The following is a 16,674-nucleotide window of genomic DNA, read 5'->3' on the forward strand; positions in this document are numbered from 1 at the left end:
AGTACCGGACCATCGTTGGAACCGTTAATAGTGATAACAATATTATGCGTTGTGCCATCCGCACTCTGAATCTGAATGGTATCGGTCAGGCTATTGGTGGTTGTTGCGCCAACCCCCAGCGCCTGGACGTCGGCATGGGCGTTATCCAGGTTGTAAGCCCAGTGACCATCAGCATCAAGATTCAGGGTGCCATGGGGTGCTGTGTAGTTACCTGCCTGAAAGTGATCCTGCCCAGCGTCTTTATCGGTGATACTCAGGCTACCAGTGACTTGTAATGAAACGTCCTCAGTGACGCTACCGGAGTCTGTTCCGATGATCACTGCCGAACGGGATTGACCATGTACGATAACCACCAGATTTTGCGTGTCGGTGGCTCCGTGTTGATCAGTGACCGTAATGGGGATAGTCACTGTTTTATCCTGACCGGCGGCAAGGTGTTGATACGCGGTGTGGCCCGGATCGAAGATATAATGACCATCACGGTTGAGCGCAAAGCCACCAACCGGAGAAGCGATTGAGTATGTGGCTGTTGCGTGGGCGTCCGGGTCTTGTGAAGTAATCTGGCCCTTCAGTTGACGACCATATTCAGTAGCACTTTGCGTCTGTATCTGATCAAGCACAGGGGCGTCGTTAGTACCGCTGACTGTCATCACTAAAGCTTTAGTATCAGAACCGCCACTACCGTCAGTCACCGTGACCGGGATCACGATTCTTTGCGTGTCGCCTTGAGCAAGACCATTGTAGGCCGGATGGGTCGGATCGAAAGAATAGGTGCCATCGGCACTTAACGTAAACCCTGGCACTTTCACCGTGGTGGAGTAGGTTGCAGTGTCGCCCGCATCAACATCGGTGGAGGTCATTCTTCCGGTGGTCGGCTGGCTGGCACCTTCAATTGATTTGCCAACGTGCCCGCCATTTACCACTGGCAGATCGTTAGTACCCTGAACATCAACAGTAAAAGCATGGGAGAAATCAACGCCATTTGCATTTTGAGCATATACGACAAAATGCTCAGATACACGCTGTCCGTCCTTAAGCCCCTGAACATTGGATGCGCTGTTATCCAGCGAATAGCCCCATACGCCATTTGCCTCAATAGTCAGAACACCATATTTCCCCTGATAAGTTTGTCTGGGAAAAGTGCCTTCCCCACCCTTTAAATCAAATTGCCCGTGAGCACTGATCTGCGAATCTTCGTATACCTGATTAACAAAACTACCGACAATCGTCAGGGGTAAATCGTTCGAAGCAACCCTCCCTGATAACTCTGATGTGGCTTCTGTTACTTGCGGAGCAGCGATCCCATTTAGTGAATTTGAAACAGATTTCTCATCAAATGGCAAAGCTGATCCGGAATCTGTATTTAAAACACTACTGTAGTCGTGTGTAGGCCAGTCTCCGGCAATTGCTTGCCCTTTTGAGACATCTACTTCAAGGTTGTCGCGTTCTACAACAGCCGCTGGCTTATGATGCCCATCTTCAAATTCAGTAAAATGCAAGACCTTGTGGGCTTGAACTGTTTTAGTTTCCTTTACTGCTTCATCCAGGCTGTTTTCAGGTAAATCACTAGCTGAATAGGTATTGTCTCCCTCAGAGTCAGCAGCATTATTCAACAAGATACTGGCCAGAGACTGAAGGTCTTTCACTGAAACAGAGATTGGGGATCCTGAATCCCCCTGAAGAATGACATAATGTCCATTGGGGCTGGAAATTAGCGTGTTTTCAGAAATCGACATGCCTGACTCAAGAGGCTTAAGTTCACCAGAATTAGCTAAAAAGAAGACCGGGCCCGAAACTTGCCGTACCGTAAACATACCGAATCTTAACCATGTTCATAACCAGCCCATCGTGAAATATAGTTTAGATATTGAAAAATTACTAAAGTCCAATGAACTCCCTGTTTTTGGCTCATGGCCGAACAGTCTGTGTTATGCTAGCCGCCTTTTGTTATTACATGCCCGAAAACACCATAGGCGTTAGAACCAGATCCTGGTTGCCTCTGGAAATGAACGTTTTTCATTAAGGTTTTCCGGCGTCACAGGTGTTTGGAGTCAATGTCGAAATCTCAGGTTTTTCGCGTTATTTTTCAGAACGAATCTGAAGTCTTTGAAGTTTATGCCCGGCAGATTTTCCAGAGTGAACTCTGGGGGTTTATTGAAGTTGAAGAGTTTGCCTTTGGTGAGCGCAGCCAGTTGTTGGTCGACCCCAGTGAAGAGAAACTCAAGAGCACTTTCGAAGGCGTGAAGCGGAGTTATATTCCTCTGTCGTCTATTATCCGTATTGACGAAGTTGAAAAAGAAGGGGCAGCCAAGGTGTCTGAAGCCAAGGGCAATAACGTCAGACTATTTCCTTTGCCTCCAGCGTGAGCCTCAGGGTTTGCACCCACGCGTTGGTTGCGCCCGCCACCTTCTGGTCCGTCAGGCGAAAGTGGTTGTTCATTCCTGATGTGTGTCTGCCTGTTCGAAAGTCCGGTTCTGGTTTTTCAATAGCATAAACAAACCGGTTGACAGCAGGAGACTTCCCAGGGCAATCATATAGCGGAACAGGTTAAGCCTGAGGTATCCTCCCAAGGTACCCTGATTGCCAATGACCAGACCGCCAATAAAAAAACTGGTGAAGGCAATGAGCAGCAGACCTTTGGGGCCGGGTTCTATCTGGGCTCTGAGGACACTGTACAGGGCTATGAGCAGACTGACAGCCAGCAGGGCATCCCTGTAGAGTGTTTCAATTCCGTACCAGCGGGTTATTTCATAAGCCAGACAGAGCCCGATGATCATCCTTCCCCAGGCCGGTTTACTCCATTCCCTGTTAGACAGAAGCAGAGCGATCGCCGTACCGACCAGAGGGGGAGAGAGGTAAGTGGCAGCATTATTCAGAAAGAGATAGGCGCCGGTCCAGATCTCTGAAAACCCGTACTTCAGGGTGCCTGCTGCCGAGGCAAGCGCGACCAGGAGGAACCCCAGAAGAGCACCTTTGGTAGCCGTTCTGTGAATCTCGGCAAATGCCTGTTGCTGACAAAGCAGGAAGACCGCAAAGGTGCTGGCAGCGGCCAGCACCGCATCTGAAAGAGCCAGTGAACTCATAGTGAAAACAGCCGTGAGCGAAGAAAACTACTTTGCGTCATCCCAAAACATGAATAAAGCATGTATGAAACACGACGCAGCAAACTATTTTTCACGGTCAATTGATTACCTTATTGACAGTTTCTGAAAGCGCGGCCCGCTGCCTCAATGGTTTTCTGAATCTCCGGATCACCGTGGGCTTCGGATATAAAACCGGCTTCGAACGCAGAAGGAGCCAGATAGATTCCCTCATCCAGCATGGCATGAAAGAAGCGACCGTAGAGCGCTCCATCGCAGGCCATGACCTGGTCAAAGCGGTTGACGCTGGGCTGGTCAGTGAAGAATAAACCGAACATGCCTCCGACTTGAGAGGTGTGCAGGGCAATACCGTGTTCTGAAGCTTTTTCCCTGAGGCCTGTCAGTAAGCTGGTTGCTTTTTCAGTGAGTTCTGCGTGGAAGCCGGGACGGCTCAGGTTTCTCAGTGTCGCCAGACCTGCGGCCATAGCCAACGGGTTACCAGAGAGGGTTCCGGCCTGATAAACCGGCCCCAGCGGAGCCAGGTGCTCCATGACCTTTTTTCGGCCACCAAACGCACCAACCGGTAGACCGCCACCGATGATTTTACCCAGTGTTGTCAGGTCCGGCCTAACGTCATAGTGAGCCTGGGCGCCACCAAGGGCAACACGGAATCCGGTCATAACTTCGTCAAAGATCAGAAGGGCACCGTGCTCATCGCACACTGCTCTCAGACCTTCAAGAAAACCTTTGACGGGGGGAATACAGTTCATGTTGCCGGCCACTGGCTCAACGATAATGCAGGCGACTTCACTGCCTACTTCTGCAAAGGCCTGTTTAACAGAATTCAGGTCGTTGTACGTCAGAGTAATAGTACTTTCTGCCAGCGCTTCAGGGACGCCAGGAGAGCTTGGAACCCCCAGAGTCAGTGCGCCAGAGCCAGCCTTTACCAGCAGTGAGTCAGAGTGACCATGGTAGTTGCCTTCAAACTTCACAATCTTGTCCCGGCCGGTAAAGCCCCGGGCCAGACGAATAGCACTCATGGTGGCCTCGGTGCCTGAGTTGACCATTCTGAGCAGTTCCATGGAGGGAAAGATTTCGCGAACTTTCAAAGCCAGTTCGGTCTCCAGGGCCGTGGGCGCACCAAAGCTCAGTCCATCCAGTGACTGATCGCGAACGGCGCTGACAACATCCGGATGGTTATGTCCGAGAATCATCGGACCCCAGGAGCCCACGTAATCAATCAGGTGGTTGCCATCAACATCCTGCACATAGGCCCCTTTGGCGCTTTTGAAGAAGATTGGCTCGCCACCCACACCTTTGAACGCTCTGACCGGTGAGTTCACACCCCCCGGAATGACAGCCTGGGCTTCAGTAAACAGAGTGCTGGAGCGCTCATGGGGAAGGGACATGATCTATTCCTGATTAAACAATTCAGTAAAACTGCGGGCACGAGTCCGGATATCCGCGGAAGCAAAGAGATTATGAACCACTGCCACCATATCAGTACCCGCTTCAATAAGCTGCGGGGCATTATCCACGGTAATTCCTCCAATAGCTACAACAGGGACTTTAAAGACCTCTTTGGCAGATGGCAAAAGTGACAGCTCAGCAGGTTTGGCGTCCGGCTTGGTGCGTGAGGGGAAAAAACGTCCGAAGGCAATGTAATTGGCGCCCTCCTCAACAGCCGTGTGAGCCAGATCGAGAGAGCCTTCGCAGCTGACACCGATGATAGCGTAATCCCCAAGCCTTTTCCGGGCGGAGTCTACGGATTCATCCTGTTGTCCCAAGTGTACGCCATCTGCTTCCGATTCGGCAGCCAGTTCAATGTCATCATTGATAATAAACAGCGCACCGTAATTGTGGCAGAGTACTCGCAGTGTGCTGGCCTGACGGAGCCTCTTTTCACGATCCAGACTCTTGTCTCGGTACTGAAGTACTTTCATGCCTCCCATCAAAGCCTGTTCAACCGCTTCCATCAGAATACGATCGTCGGGGAGAAGCTGGCTGTCGGTTACACCGTATAGACCTTTGAGCATCTTCTAACCTGATTTCAAACATTTTCGTCGCAAAGTATAACAGGATCAATGTTGACCCGAATAATTCAGATAGCCTCCAGTGCCTCAGACAATTTGTGCACACCGACGACGGTTAACCCTTCAATGGGTTTTCTGGGAGCGTTTGCCGCCGGGACAATGGCTCTTCTGAAGCCATGTTTGGCCGCTTCTGTCAGGCGTTCCTGGCCGTTGGCAACAGGCCTGATCTCACCGGCAAGGCCCACTTCCCCAAAGGCAAAAAGATCCTGGGGTAGGGCACTGTCGCGCAGACTGGAAACAACCGCCAGCAAACCGGCCAGATCGGCACTGGTTTCCGTGACTTTAACACCCCCGACCACGTTGAGAAAAACGTCCTGATCACTGGTAAAAATGCCACCGTGTCGAGTCAGTATTGCCAGCAGCATGGCCAGCCTGTTTTGATCCAGTCCTACGGTTACACGTCTCGGATTTCCTAGTTGCGAGTCCACAACCAGAGCCTGAATTTCCACCAACAGAGGGCGAGTACCTTCCCACAAAACATTGATAATGCTGCCTGAGGTTGGCTCGGCTGCCCGGGACAGGAAAATGGCCGAAGGGTTTTTGACTTCTTTCATTCCCCTTTCCGTCATGGCAAAAATGCCCAGCTCATTCACCTGACCAAATCGGTTCTTGGTAGCCCGCATAACCCTGAAGCGTGAATCATCGGTATTTCCAAGCATGATCTGGGTATCAATAATATGGGACAGGGTCATGGGGCCTGCCAGAGAATTATCCTTGGTTACATGACCGACCAACAACAAGACAGTGCCCGTCTGCTTGGCAAAGCGGGTAAGGAAGGCAGCGGACTCCCTGACCTGGGCGACGCCTCCGGGAGCAGCATCCACGCCATTCATGTACATCACCTGGATAGAGTCAATCACTATAACACCCGGCTTCTCCTGTTCGGCGACAGCGACAATGTTCTCGGCTGAAGTCTCTGCCAGCATCCTCAGGCGATCAGTAGGCAGGTCGAGGCGCTTGGCCCGGGCTGCAATCTGTTGCAGCGATTCCTCACCGGAAACATAGAGGGCATTCATGCTCTCGGCGACATGGCACAATACCTGGAGCAAAATGGTGCTCTTGCCAGCCCCCGGATGGCCACCAATCAGGACGGCACTGCCTTTGACAAACCCACCACCCAGTACCCTGTCAAACTCTGACGTGCCGCTGCTGAATCTGGGCGCTTCAGCAACATCCACATCACTGAGGGTTTGAAGGCCGCTGAGTGTGCCTGCAAAGCCGGATTTATTAGTAGCACCGATAGAAGGGGAAGCCGCAGGGCCCAGGTTGACTTCTTTGAACGTATTCCAGGCTTTACAATCCGGGCATTGCCCCTGCCACTTTGAGGACTCACTGCCGCACTCGGTGCAGACGTAGGCTTTTCTGGATTTTGCTTTGGCCATCAGAACCTTTCAGACAAAACTCTATGGTAGCCTGTTGTTGCGTTGGCTCCAACTCAGAGGTTCTCATATTGCGATCTCACGTCACTGGCTCGTCGCTCTCTGTGGTATTTTGCTTTGTGTTTCGCCAGGGCTTTTGAATTCCTGAAGACCCTTTTGCATTGCCGCTCCCAGCCATTCACGCCGGTTGCTGTTTCTCCACAGATTCGTTGTTTGGTGTGCATTCTGAAATTGTGATAGCTCAGGTCTTTAGCACTTGGGCAGAGCACCCCGCATGGCCGAATCTGACCATCCTCGCCCATTATGGGCGCCTCACAGATTCTTTGCCCGCTAGCAAAAACGAAAGGGTCCGTTTGTGAAGAGCTGTTACCTGGGGGCTCGTGAAAAGGATCTGCCAAGCCCTGCTGTGCCTCTTCGCTTACTGAAAAGGCCGGTGATTGTGCTAACCAAGACAGGTCTTCCCTGCAAAATGGGCAGGTTTTCGTTGACGATCCCGGAGTGCTAAGAAACGCCCTTCGTAAACAATGCGTGTCAATTCTCTTCGAACAACAGGGAGTAACAATCTCATTTCTAAACATTTCAGTGCATATAGGGCACTCCTCATCTGCTTCATCCAGCCCTCCGCTAGCGGAGGGTGGTCGGAATCGACAAACGCCATGACAGGGATGGACGAAACAGTTTAAAGCAAAAGTATGCTGCTGTTGTTGAGGGTCTTCGTTACCGTCGTCAGAGCCGTAATTTAGAGGGTTGGTGAAAAAACCTGTAGACTGTGTGGTTGTTCCTGAAGCCTGCTGATCGGATGATGCAGGTGGCTGGTTTGGTGGACCATTATCTTGTTCACCCTGTTCGCTGAGCCCCGAAGTGGTGATCGCAAACGGATGATCCTGACTTCCCTCCGGTTGATCCATCGGGCTAAACAGCAATGAATTGGGGTTCCAATAGCTTTTCAAAAGCCAGCCAACGGCAATCAATGCTTCTCCAGGTAGCCACGAATAAGGTTTGGAGCCCGGGGGGGCTTCATGGGTGGTCAGAGCCAGTTCGTAAGCAACCAGCAGGGGAGTGGCATAAAGCAATTGCCACGAAATCGACTTAATAAAGGTTGTTGCTAATCCGTAACCATTAAATCCATGTAGATTGTCATCAGCCGGAAAATCAGGGCCTGTAAAGTCGTTTGTGTTGTCGATGTCTAATGAGCTGCCTGACAATGTATTCAGGTCACGCTTTGTAGAAAAGACCTGGTCCGGAGAAGCTGTATCCTGATTCTGTAACAGCTCGACAACAAAACGTCTTGTCACAATTTCGGCCTGGCAAATCACAGACAACGGGAGCAGCAGAAAAAGAAACATCGTAGAAAGTGTTTTTTTCATCATTATGTCCATACAACTTTTCTTTACGTGCAAAGTAGACCAATAACAAGATCAGTGGATGTTTCTTTAAAAGGCCTTCTGTTAAAGAACCTCTATCAAAGAACTTCAATTAGAAAACTCAGTTAAAAATCAAAGTGTGCGCCGGACATAATTTCCTGAGAGGACGGGTGTCAGATCAGTGACCGGGCTGGCAGTCACCCGGGCACGGTCACATCACAGGTTCATCGCCGTCCGTGGTATCCCTTTTTGTGAGCTATCAGGGCTGGGCGATTTTTGCAGATCGCCCCACATAGTCGCTGCTGGCCATCCTGCCCGATCACTGTTTCATCACAGATCGAGTGCCCGTCGTGTATTTTTGCTTTGTGATGCAACAGGGCTCGGGAATTTTTAAAGGACTTCAGGCAGCGACCGCGGAATACGGGCACGTCACAGACCAGCACGCTTGCCCTCGCAGTCATATCGGAAGAGACCGTTTGTGAGAGAATGTCACCTTGGGGCTCGCTAAAAGAAACTGTTAAGCTCGGCCGTGCCTCTGCGCCTGTTGCAAAACCTAATGATTGTAATACTGAAGAAATGCCTGTTCTGCACAGCGGGCAGCATCCCGAACATACTAAAGCGTTCAGTAGACAATATCTGTCCATTCTTTGCGAACAACAGGGAGTAACAATCGTATCATCGCCAAGCATTTCAAGGCATATAGGGCAAGTCTCACGTGCTTCACTTAGAGAAAAATCCGGTGTTTCAGCCAGAAAAAACAAATCTGCTCTGCAAAATGGGCAGCTACTCGTTGGCAATCTTCTTAAACAGTCTGAGTCAATTTTTTTTGAACAACAGGGAACAGCAACAGTCGTCTCTTTTTTAAGCGGGCTAAAACATATAGGGCACTCCTCGCCTGCTTCATCTGCTTCAGCCAGCCTTTCGCTATCGGATGGTGTTTGGAATCGACAAGCGGTATTAGCAGAATCGACGTAACCATCTAAACCGACAGTATGTTGGTGTTGTTCAAGGCCTTCAACGTAGTCAGGAGGGATAACGAAGGAGGCTGTTTGTGAGGCAGTGGCACCCGGGGGCTCGTTATAAGAATCTGATAAGTCCTGCTGTGCCTCTGCGCTTACTGGAAAATCCTCTGGTTGTAATAATGAATGCAGATCTCTTCTGCAAATTGGGCAGCCTCTCGTTGGCGCTAATCTCCTTAAACACTTTGTGCTAATTTTTATCGAACAACAGTGAAGAACCACAGTCATCTCTTTTTGAAGGGGTTCAAAACATATAATGCACTTTTCATCTGTGTCATCTGTGTCATCTGTGTCATCTGCTTCATCTAGCCTTTCGCTATCGGAGGGTGGTCGGAATCGACAAACGCCATTGCAGGAATCGGCGTAACAATTTAAACCGTAAGTATGTTGGTGTTGTTCGGGGTTTCCATCACCGTCGCTGCGGTTAGGCAGGAACTTGGCGAAAAATCTTTTAAGGCGGCTGGTTGTTCCTGAGGCCTGCTGACCGGATGATGCTGATGCCTGGCTTTGCTGGTCATTCTTTTGTTGACCCGGTCCGGGAAGTACCATAGTGGTGATGGCAAACGGATGATCCTGACTGGCCCCCGGTTGATTCGTCGGGTTGAACAGCAATGAATTGGGGTTCCAATAGTTTTTCAATACCATGCCAACGGCGACAAATGCTTCGACCGGTATCGAATAAGGTTTGGCGCTCAGGGCGCTGTCGCCCGGCTCGGCGCAACAGATAATGGACAATGACACTAGCAAGAACAGCAGTGCCGCAGAAAATGCTTCTTTCAAGAGTTTATCCTTAATAACTATTTCGTTTTTTTGAAATGAAAAGGCTAGACCAGAAAGTTTTTAGATCAAGAAAACAATAAAAAGAACAATAAAAAGGACATTCATATATTTTACTTATTGAGGAGGTAAACTATTTTCTCCTGTTTTCAATTTTTAATGTTGTTGAGTCTGGTCATTAAGCAGCGTTGGCCTGCCTGATGTCAGGCTCCCCGGGTCGGGTTTGACGTCGGGGAGGATGTCAACTTCAAAAGAGAGTGATTTGGCGATGGCTATCAACGTTCTGTAACCAGCATTCTCCACTTGTCTGGGTAATTTCAGCACTTTGCTTAAGACATCCGGGTTGTTTTTCAAGAAGCTCTTTAACTGAGCGGTGAAAGCGTTGGGGAATCGGCAAACCAGTGGCGGTGTTGCAGAAATTTGTCGGGTAATCAATTTATGAAATCCGGGAAGATTTCCAGAAAAGAGCTGTTGCCAGTTTTCAACACTGAGCCGGGTCGCATTTTCTGTGATAAACACAGGCCAGAAGTCGACCAGTTCAGGGTGAGTAAGTAATTGTTTAAAAAGAGCTGGCTCAATGTCCAGAGCAGCTTTTGGATACTGTTTGATAAACGCCAGGGTAATGGACTCTGTCAGAGTAAAGTCAGATAGCAGTAGTGTATCTCGGGCGGCTTTGTAAAAAATCGGTGACTGAACCATCATCAAACCTTCATGATGCCTCAGATAGTGTTGAGCAGCCACGGCAATATGCTGCTCTTCCATTTCCGGGCTGAGTTGAATCAGAAAAATGAGTTGATGCACCAGAGTCGACTTACATCGAGCCAGCACTTTCGGGTATTTCAAATAAAGACTAAGGCCCAACATGTCAGGATCATTCTGTGGCAGTCGGGGGATAATCTCGGCGCTTTGTTGCATGGCGACAGAGACTAAGATTTGATAAAGGGGATCTTGTTTCTTGCGCTGCCGCTTTAGAGTGCATAGAAGATGATCATCCAGAGAAAGTTTCATGCCCAGCAGATTTCTGGCAACGGCGTCAGGGCGTTTTGCCAGACGGGATCTGAGTTCAGGCTCCCTGACTTTCAGAAACCTCTCACCAAGGTCTTTATCCTGACGGATTTTTGTTAGCAGCTTTTCCAGATCTTCAGCTTGGGCTGCCTGTAACCAGCCATCCATTTCACGCAGTGATTCGGCATTTTCACCCCACCCATGCCACACAGCTTCTGCACCATAATCAACAGCCCCCGCATTAGAAGGCGGTATCTCAGTGATAAGGTTTCTGGTGAACACATCAACACTGTTCCGGGTGGCCTGATACACATTGTTCAGGTCGCCCTGACAGGCGCATTGATGACGGAATTCGTCCAGCCATTCAAGCAGTGCTGCTCTATAGAATCCGACAAGCTGGTTAAGATCACTGGTGTCCATAAAGTCATAGAATCTTGAAAAGCTTTCATGCATTGCTTTTTTCAGCTTGTCCTGAAGATTCTTCTCGGGCTTTTTGGCCCGGACAGAAGCTTGCAGTGCTTTATTTAGCTGCTCTCTGGTGCGTATGATCTGACAGGCGGGGGTTTTCAGGAACTCTGCGACCTGTCCGGTCAGTATCGAGAAGTGCAGTTCTCCCGCTACCTTTGCTTCAAGCGTTGAGGCACAACGATCACTGAGGTTGAGGTGCTGATTCACATTGTGAGCTGATTGAATCAGTGAGCCAAGAAGGTTTCTGAGGCGTACCGGGGCTGGGTGGGTGACAATCCAGTCTTTATAGCTGGTTACCACTTCCACCAATTCGTATTCGCTGTTGAGTCCAACCTTGGTACCCGGTGAAAACTTTTTTTGATCCAGAGTAAGATCTCGAACCTGTTCATAAAGACCTGGAGTCATCGCTTACTTCCCTGTTTTAATGCTTCTCTATCAAGAATCTAGCAACAAAAGAGGAAGCCATATAAGTGTCAGAAATCAGCCTTGGTAACCCATAACTATAAGCAGGTGGGGGAACTGACAAAAAAGCGTCAGGAGGAGAGCGCATTTAGCTCTCTCCAGCAAAGGTCAGATGTTCTTGTGAGGACCAAATACCTCATAGTGAATGTTTGCTGGTGGCACACCCCAGCCCAGGAGTGTCTCGTTGACCATGTTCATGTAGCCCAACGGACCACAAAAGTAGTAGTGAGCCCCCGGTATTTCTATCTGTTCACGAATCAGGTTCAGGTCAGTACGGCCAGCATGATCATAGTTCTGATCACCTTCCTCAGGCTGATCATAGAAAACAATCTGTTCAATATTGTCACGTTGCTCTGCCAGAGTGCTTACATGATCAAAAAAAGCATGAACACTGCCGTTTATTGCACTGTGAACAAAACGAACAGGTTCTGAAATATTTGAGGCTGTCAGGGTATTCAACATACTGAGTAGCGGTGTGACACCGACACCGCCGCTGAGCAGAACGACCGGGCTTTGATTGCGGGTATCCAGAAAAAAGTCTCCCGCTGGAGGGCTCAGTTCTACTGCATCACCTTCTTGTACATGGTCGTGCAGGTAGTTAGAAATATGGCCTTGAATATCTCCACTTCCTTCTCGTTTTACCGAAATTCTGTAGCTTTTGCCGTTACTCGCATCGGACAGGCTGTACTGACGGATACAACGGTTAACACTGTTTTCCGGGGTTATGTAGAGGCCGATGTATTGTCCCGGTTTAAAGTCGGCGACGGGTTTTCCGTCCACTGGCTCAAAGTAGAAGGAAGTGATCAGATCACTCTCTTTCACTTTTCGGGTCACTTTGAATGTGCGGGTACCGCGCCAGCCACCTTTTTGGCCCTCACTTTCCTGATAAATACTTTCTTCCATTTCGATAAAGATATTGGCCAGGAAGTGATACGCCTCTCCCCAGGCTTCAAGAATCTCGCCCGTTGCAGCATCACCCAGAACATGGGCCACTGCTGCCAGCAGGTGTTCACCTACGATAGGGTAGTGTTCGGGGTTGACATTAAAGCTGGCATGCTTGTGGGCAATACGTTGTATGGCGTCACTCAGTGCTCCCGGGTTATCAATGTGGGCAGCGTAGCCATAGACAGCCGCTGCCAGAGCGGCTTGTTGACGCCCTGTCTTCTGGTGGGAAGCGTTGAAAATATTCAGCAGTTCAGGATGATGGCTGAACAGACGCTGATAGAAGTGGCGGGTAATCGCTTCGCCACATTCAGCCATAACAGGGGCAGTGGCTTTGACGATGCAGATGGTCTTTTCACTCAGGTTCATGGGGAGCTCCAAATGGGTTTTTTAAAAGATGTATTTGTAATGCATCTTTATTAGGTGCATCCTAGATGCATCTTTAAAAAAAGTCTATAGCTCCCATGAAATTGACCAAGCAAACCGATTATGCGCTGAGAATCCTGATCTACTCGGCTTTACAGCCAAGGCTCCGGTTGATCTCAATTCAGGAAGTGACAGAGGTGTATGATCTCTCGCGAAATCATGTCATGAAGATTGTCCAGCGGCTGGGTCAGGAAGGCTATCTGTCAACAATCCGTGGTAAAGGTGGTGGTTTCCGGATGGGACGTTCTGCTGAAGATATCAACCTGGGGGTGTTGGTGAGAATGATGGAATCCACCCTGGTATTGGTGGACTGTGATGAGCCAGCGTGTCGTATATCAGATGTTTGTCGTTTAAAAAGGGTTTTAGCTGATGCCATGGCTGCATTCATGGCGGTTCTGGATGGTTACACGCTTGCTGATCTGATTGGAAATCGTCATGAGTTGTCAGAGCTGTTGGCAGTGGGTTGAGCACGATTATTCTACCCGTCCATTAAGACCAGCAGCTTTGAAACCGGGTGAGGAATCTCGGTATCCCCAAAACGCTTTACCTGACTTCGGCAGGAGTAGCCTGTAGCCACGAGTTGGCCTTGGTTTTCAGGACTCTCCACTACAGGCTTCCAGCTCATGTCGTATAGCTTTCGGGACGTTTTCTGGTTGCGGGTTTCGTGCCCATAGATGCCCGCCATGCCGCAACAGCCAGTTGCCTGATATGTCAGTTTTAGTCCACAGGCGGAAAACAGCTTTTGCCATTGTGCCGGTGCAGCAGGTGCATTGGTGGTCTCCGTACAGTGACCCAGCAGCTTGAACTCACCACTCAGGTTTAACTGAAGCTCACGAATAGTATCCGCCTGACTGGCGAACCACTCCGAGAGTAATTGCACTTCAGGAGCCTCTTCACCCATGATCTCATGATACTCATCCCGGTAAGTCAGGGTAACGGCGGCATCAATCCCGATCAGGGCTACGCCCTTATCGGCAAGCTTTTTGAGTGCCCTGGCATTGGTTTTTGCGACTTTTTCAAAGCGTCCCAGGAAACCATAGACATGCAGTACTTTTCCGTTGGGTTTATAAGGTGCAACCAGGGGGCGATACCCAAGTCTGACTAACAGCTCCACCAGATCAGTCAGTACCGGGGTTTCGAAAAAACTGGTAAAGGCGTCCTGGACAATCACCACCGTTCGAGCCAGCTCTTTTTCTGTCATGGAAGCCAGCAGACTGTCTGAAGCCACAGAAGCACCAGAACGACAACTGTCTTCCAAAGGCGATGCACTGGTGATAGCCGGTAGATCCTGAAGACCTGATGTTTTAGCCGAAAGCTTGTTCATCAAACCCGAGCTGGCTACCCGATTATAAACGGATTTGGCTTTTGCCAGTGCCGGCAGCATGGGCTCCAGCATGGCAGCAGCGTGATGTTTGGCGGGACGCAGGTAGCGAGTGTGGTAGAGCTCAAAGTACCGGGATCTCAAATCAGGCACATTCACCTGAACAGGACATTGACCTGCACAGGATTTACAGCTCATACAGCTGTCCAGAGCTTCGTAGACTTCATGGCTGAAATCTCCTTTGCCCCGCAGCTTGTCAATGCTGTTACGGGTCTTATCCAAGGCATTATAGAAATGTCCGGACTGGCGTGCCTCGCCGATTGCTTCAGAGATATTGCTGCCCGATGTGCTCTGCAGTCTCAGCCATTCACGTACCAGTCCTGAACGACCTTTGGGTGATTGAGTTCTATCCAGAGTGGCCTTCCAGGTTGGACACATGGCGCTGTTGGGGTTGTAATTGAAGCAGGCACCATTGCCATTGCAGTACATGCCTCGGGTAAAAACCTCGAAGGCCTTTCTTTCGATGGTTCTGTCAAGCTGGCCACGGGTTTGCACACCGTCAATCTTCAGCAGGGTTTCTGAGACCCGGGTGGAGGGGGTCGCTATTTTCCCCGGATTCAGCTGATTATGGGGGTCGAAAGCACTTTTAATGTTTTGCAGTACCGGGTAAAGATCCTGGAAAAAGTCGGGTGCGTATTCAGAGCGAACGCCTTTGCCATGTTCTCCCCAGAGAACACCACCATGCGCTTTTGCCAGTGCAGAAACTTCATCACTGATCGTTCTGACCAGAACCTCCTGTTGCACATCTTTCATGTCGATAGCGGGTCTAACGTGGAGAACCCCTGCATCGACATGACCAAACATGCCATAAGACAGGTTATGACTATCGAGCAAAGCCCGAAAGCGAGCGATAAAAGCAGCCAGATTCTCTGGTGGCACGGCTACGTCTTCTACAAAGGGTATAGGTCGTGCGTCGCCTTCCATGTTGCCCAACAGGCCCACGGACTGCTTGCGCATATTCCAGATCTTTTTGACGTTTGGGGTGCCTGTCACAATGCTGTGACCCACCCGCTGGATTTCCGAAGGCTTGTTCAGCTCCGCTTTCAAGCGCTCAATACCTTCCTGAATATCGGCTTCCGATTGTCCGGTGTATTCAACAAAGTTAATGCCGTCAATCCGGTTAATATCATCCGGGAAATAGGCTTTCACGGTCTCCCAGACACTGTCTGCTTTGGCGAGCGACAGGACTTTGGAGTCAATGGTCTCAACAGAGCTGGGGGTGGCTTGCATAAGAGACCGGGCATCCCTCAGCGATTCCTGAAAGCTTGAATAGAACACCAGAACCAGTGCTGAGGTTTCGGGTATTGGCAGAAGGTTGACCTTAATCTCACTGATCATGGCCAGTGTCCCTTCGGAACCGCAGAGAATGGCATTGAGATCAAACTTGCCAGAGTCTTCAGGGTTCACAGGGTCTTTTCTGCGGATATTGGCCAGATCATAACCGGTCAAATTTCGGTTGAGCTTTGGAAAAACGGCTTCGACTCGCTCTTTGTTCTGGTTATAGGCTTCAATCAGCGTTTTGTGAATCTGCCCTGCACGGTCTTCACGTTGACAGATGTCGTCAAGCTCCTGTTCTGTCAGAGGCGATGAGTTCCACACGGTGCCATCAGCGAAGACTGAAGTCAGTTCCAGGACGTGGTGGCGGGTTTTGCCATAGACAACCGATCCCTGACCACTGGCATCGGTGTTTACCATGCCGCCGATCGTAGCCCGGTTGCTGGTGGACAGTTCCGGGGCGAAAAACAGACCGTGCCTGGCGGCCAGGTCATTCAGATGGTCTTTGACGGTGCCGCTTTGAACTCTCGCCCAGCGCTCTTCAGGATTGATCTCCAGAACCTGATTCATATAGCGGCTGGTGTCTACCATAAATCCCGAGGTGAGTGACTGGCCATTAGTGCCGGTACCCCCTCCCCTCGGAGAGAGCACAATAGTTTGGAAAGAAGGTGCATTGGCCAATGACAGCATTTTGCTCAGATCTTCAGTGCCTTTGGGGTACAGGACACCTTCCGGATACACCTGATAGATCGAGTTGTCGGTGGCCAGCACAGTCCGTTCTGCATAACCCAGCTCTATATCGCCCTGGAATCCGGAGCTGGCCAACCGATCGGCAAAGTTCTGATACAGCGTCCCTTCTGCGCTGTTGGCATTGACGGCCTGTTGGTTCAGTTTGCTGATCACTTTCCTACTCCCGGGCTCTGCTGTTTTATCGTCTTGCGAAGCGAAGGTGACGTTTCTCGGACTGCGTATTGTACGCAATTAACAGTCTTTAGTCAGTGGG

Annotated in this window: 12 protein-coding genes; 2 read left to right on the forward strand and 10 right to left on the reverse strand. The window is 50.0% G+C overall.

Features of this window, described 5'->3' with window-relative positions; genetic code table 11:
- Positions 1 to 1,736, reverse strand: a 1,736-nt coding sequence (locus KBW69_RS13985; RefSeq protein WP_257281249.1) for a VCBS domain-containing protein, incomplete at its 3' end; no start/stop codon positions are given.
- Positions 1,737 to 2,054: 318 nt separating this feature from the next.
- Here KBW69_RS13985 and KBW69_RS13990 point away from each other — a divergent pair.
- Positions 2,055 to 2,366, forward strand: coding sequence for a DUF1820 family protein (locus KBW69_RS13990; protein ID WP_257281250.1), 312 nt, complete (start codon positions 2,055 to 2,057; stop codon positions 2,364 to 2,366).
- Between the two features lie 69 nt (positions 2,367 to 2,435).
- Here the strand turns inward: KBW69_RS13990 and KBW69_RS13995 are convergent, their stop codons facing one another.
- The 8 genes from KBW69_RS13995 to hmpA form a co-directional block, all read right to left on the reverse strand.
- On the reverse strand, positions 2,436 to 3,083 hold the full coding sequence (locus tag KBW69_RS13995; protein ID WP_257281251.1) for a hypothetical protein: 648 nt from the start codon (positions 3,081 to 3,083) through the stop codon (positions 2,436 to 2,438).
- Between the two features lie 110 nt (positions 3,084 to 3,193).
- Complete coding sequence (gene hemL / locus KBW69_RS14000) at positions 3,194 to 4,489, reverse strand: glutamate-1-semialdehyde 2,1-aminomutase (protein ID WP_257281252.1); 1,296 nt, start codon at positions 4,487 to 4,489, stop codon at positions 3,194 to 3,196.
- A 3-nt stretch (positions 4,490 to 4,492) separates the two neighbouring features.
- The gene (gene thiE, locus KBW69_RS14005; protein ID WP_257281254.1) at positions 4,493 to 5,116 is read right to left on the reverse strand and encodes a thiamine phosphate synthase; all 624 of its coding nucleotides are present in this window, start codon (positions 5,114 to 5,116) and stop codon (positions 4,493 to 4,495) included.
- Between the two features lie 65 nt (positions 5,117 to 5,181).
- A complete protein-coding gene (gene radA, locus KBW69_RS14010; RefSeq protein ID WP_257281255.1) occupies positions 5,182 to 6,555 on the reverse strand; it encodes a DNA repair protein RadA in 1,374 nt (457 codons plus the stop codon).
- Between the two features lie 53 nt (positions 6,556 to 6,608).
- Positions 6,609 to 7,931, reverse strand: a complete 1,323-nt coding sequence (locus KBW69_RS14015) for a hypothetical protein (protein WP_257281256.1) — start codon at positions 7,929 to 7,931, stop codon at positions 6,609 to 6,611.
- A gap of 209 nt (positions 7,932 to 8,140) precedes the next feature.
- Positions 8,141 to 9,715, reverse strand: coding sequence for a hypothetical protein (locus KBW69_RS14020; RefSeq protein WP_257281257.1), 1,575 nt, complete (start codon positions 9,713 to 9,715; stop codon positions 8,141 to 8,143).
- 153 nt (positions 9,716 to 9,868) lie between these two features.
- Complete coding sequence (locus KBW69_RS14025; RefSeq protein ID WP_257281258.1) at positions 9,869 to 11,590, reverse strand: hypothetical protein; 1,722 nt, start codon at positions 11,588 to 11,590, stop codon at positions 9,869 to 9,871.
- A 165-nt stretch (positions 11,591 to 11,755) separates the two neighbouring features.
- On the reverse strand, positions 11,756 to 12,958 hold the full coding sequence (hmpA, locus tag KBW69_RS14030; RefSeq protein WP_257281259.1) for an NO-inducible flavohemoprotein: 1,203 nt from the start codon (positions 12,956 to 12,958) through the stop codon (positions 11,756 to 11,758).
- A gap of 95 nt (positions 12,959 to 13,053) precedes the next feature.
- Between hmpA and KBW69_RS14035 the strand changes: the two genes are divergently transcribed.
- The gene (locus KBW69_RS14035) at positions 13,054 to 13,482 is read left to right on the forward strand and encodes an Rrf2 family transcriptional regulator (protein ID WP_257281260.1); all 429 of its coding nucleotides are present in this window, start codon (positions 13,054 to 13,056) and stop codon (positions 13,480 to 13,482) included.
- Between the two features lie 11 nt (positions 13,483 to 13,493).
- Here KBW69_RS14035 and KBW69_RS14040 read toward each other — a convergent pair whose 3' ends face one another.
- Complete coding sequence (locus KBW69_RS14040; RefSeq protein WP_257281261.1) at positions 13,494 to 16,574, reverse strand: FAD-binding and (Fe-S)-binding domain-containing protein; 3,081 nt, start codon at positions 16,572 to 16,574, stop codon at positions 13,494 to 13,496.
- Positions 16,575 to 16,674: the final 100 nt, after the last annotated feature.

The organism is Endozoicomonas sp. ISHI1, assembly GCF_024606225.1.
Lineage (GTDB): Bacteria > Pseudomonadota > Gammaproteobacteria > Pseudomonadales > Endozoicomonadaceae > Endozoicomonas_A.

What these genes read in the sequence shown, in the direction of transcription:
- KBW69_RS14015 (WP_257281256.1), bottom strand. Translation starts at nt 7,931, where the DNA reads ATGGACATAATGATGAAAAAAACACTTTCTACGATGTTTCTTTTTCTG.
- KBW69_RS14025 (WP_257281258.1), bottom strand. Translation starts at nt 11,590, where the DNA reads ATGACTCCAGGTCTTTATGAACAGGTTCGAGATCTTACTCTGGATCAA.
- KBW69_RS13990 (WP_257281250.1), top strand. Translation starts at nt 2,055, where the DNA reads ATGTCGAAATCTCAGGTTTTTCGCGTTATTTTTCAGAACGAATCTGAA.
- hmpA (WP_257281259.1), bottom strand. Translation starts at nt 12,958, where the DNA reads ATGAACCTGAGTGAAAAGACCATCTGCATCGTCAAAGCCACTGCCCCT.
- hemL (WP_257281252.1), bottom strand. Translation starts at nt 4,489, where the DNA reads ATGTCCCTTCCCCATGAGCGCTCCAGCACTCTGTTTACTGAAGCCCAG.
- KBW69_RS13995 (WP_257281251.1), bottom strand. Translation starts at nt 3,083, where the DNA reads ATGAGTTCACTGGCTCTTTCAGATGCGGTGCTGGCCGCTGCCAGCACC.
- KBW69_RS14035 (WP_257281260.1), top strand. Translation starts at nt 13,054, where the DNA reads ATGAAATTGACCAAGCAAACCGATTATGCGCTGAGAATCCTGATCTAC.
- radA (WP_257281255.1), bottom strand. Translation starts at nt 6,555, where the DNA reads ATGGCCAAAGCAAAATCCAGAAAAGCCTACGTCTGCACCGAGTGCGGC.
- thiE (WP_257281254.1), bottom strand. Translation starts at nt 5,116, where the DNA reads ATGCTCAAAGGTCTATACGGTGTAACCGACAGCCAGCTTCTCCCCGAC.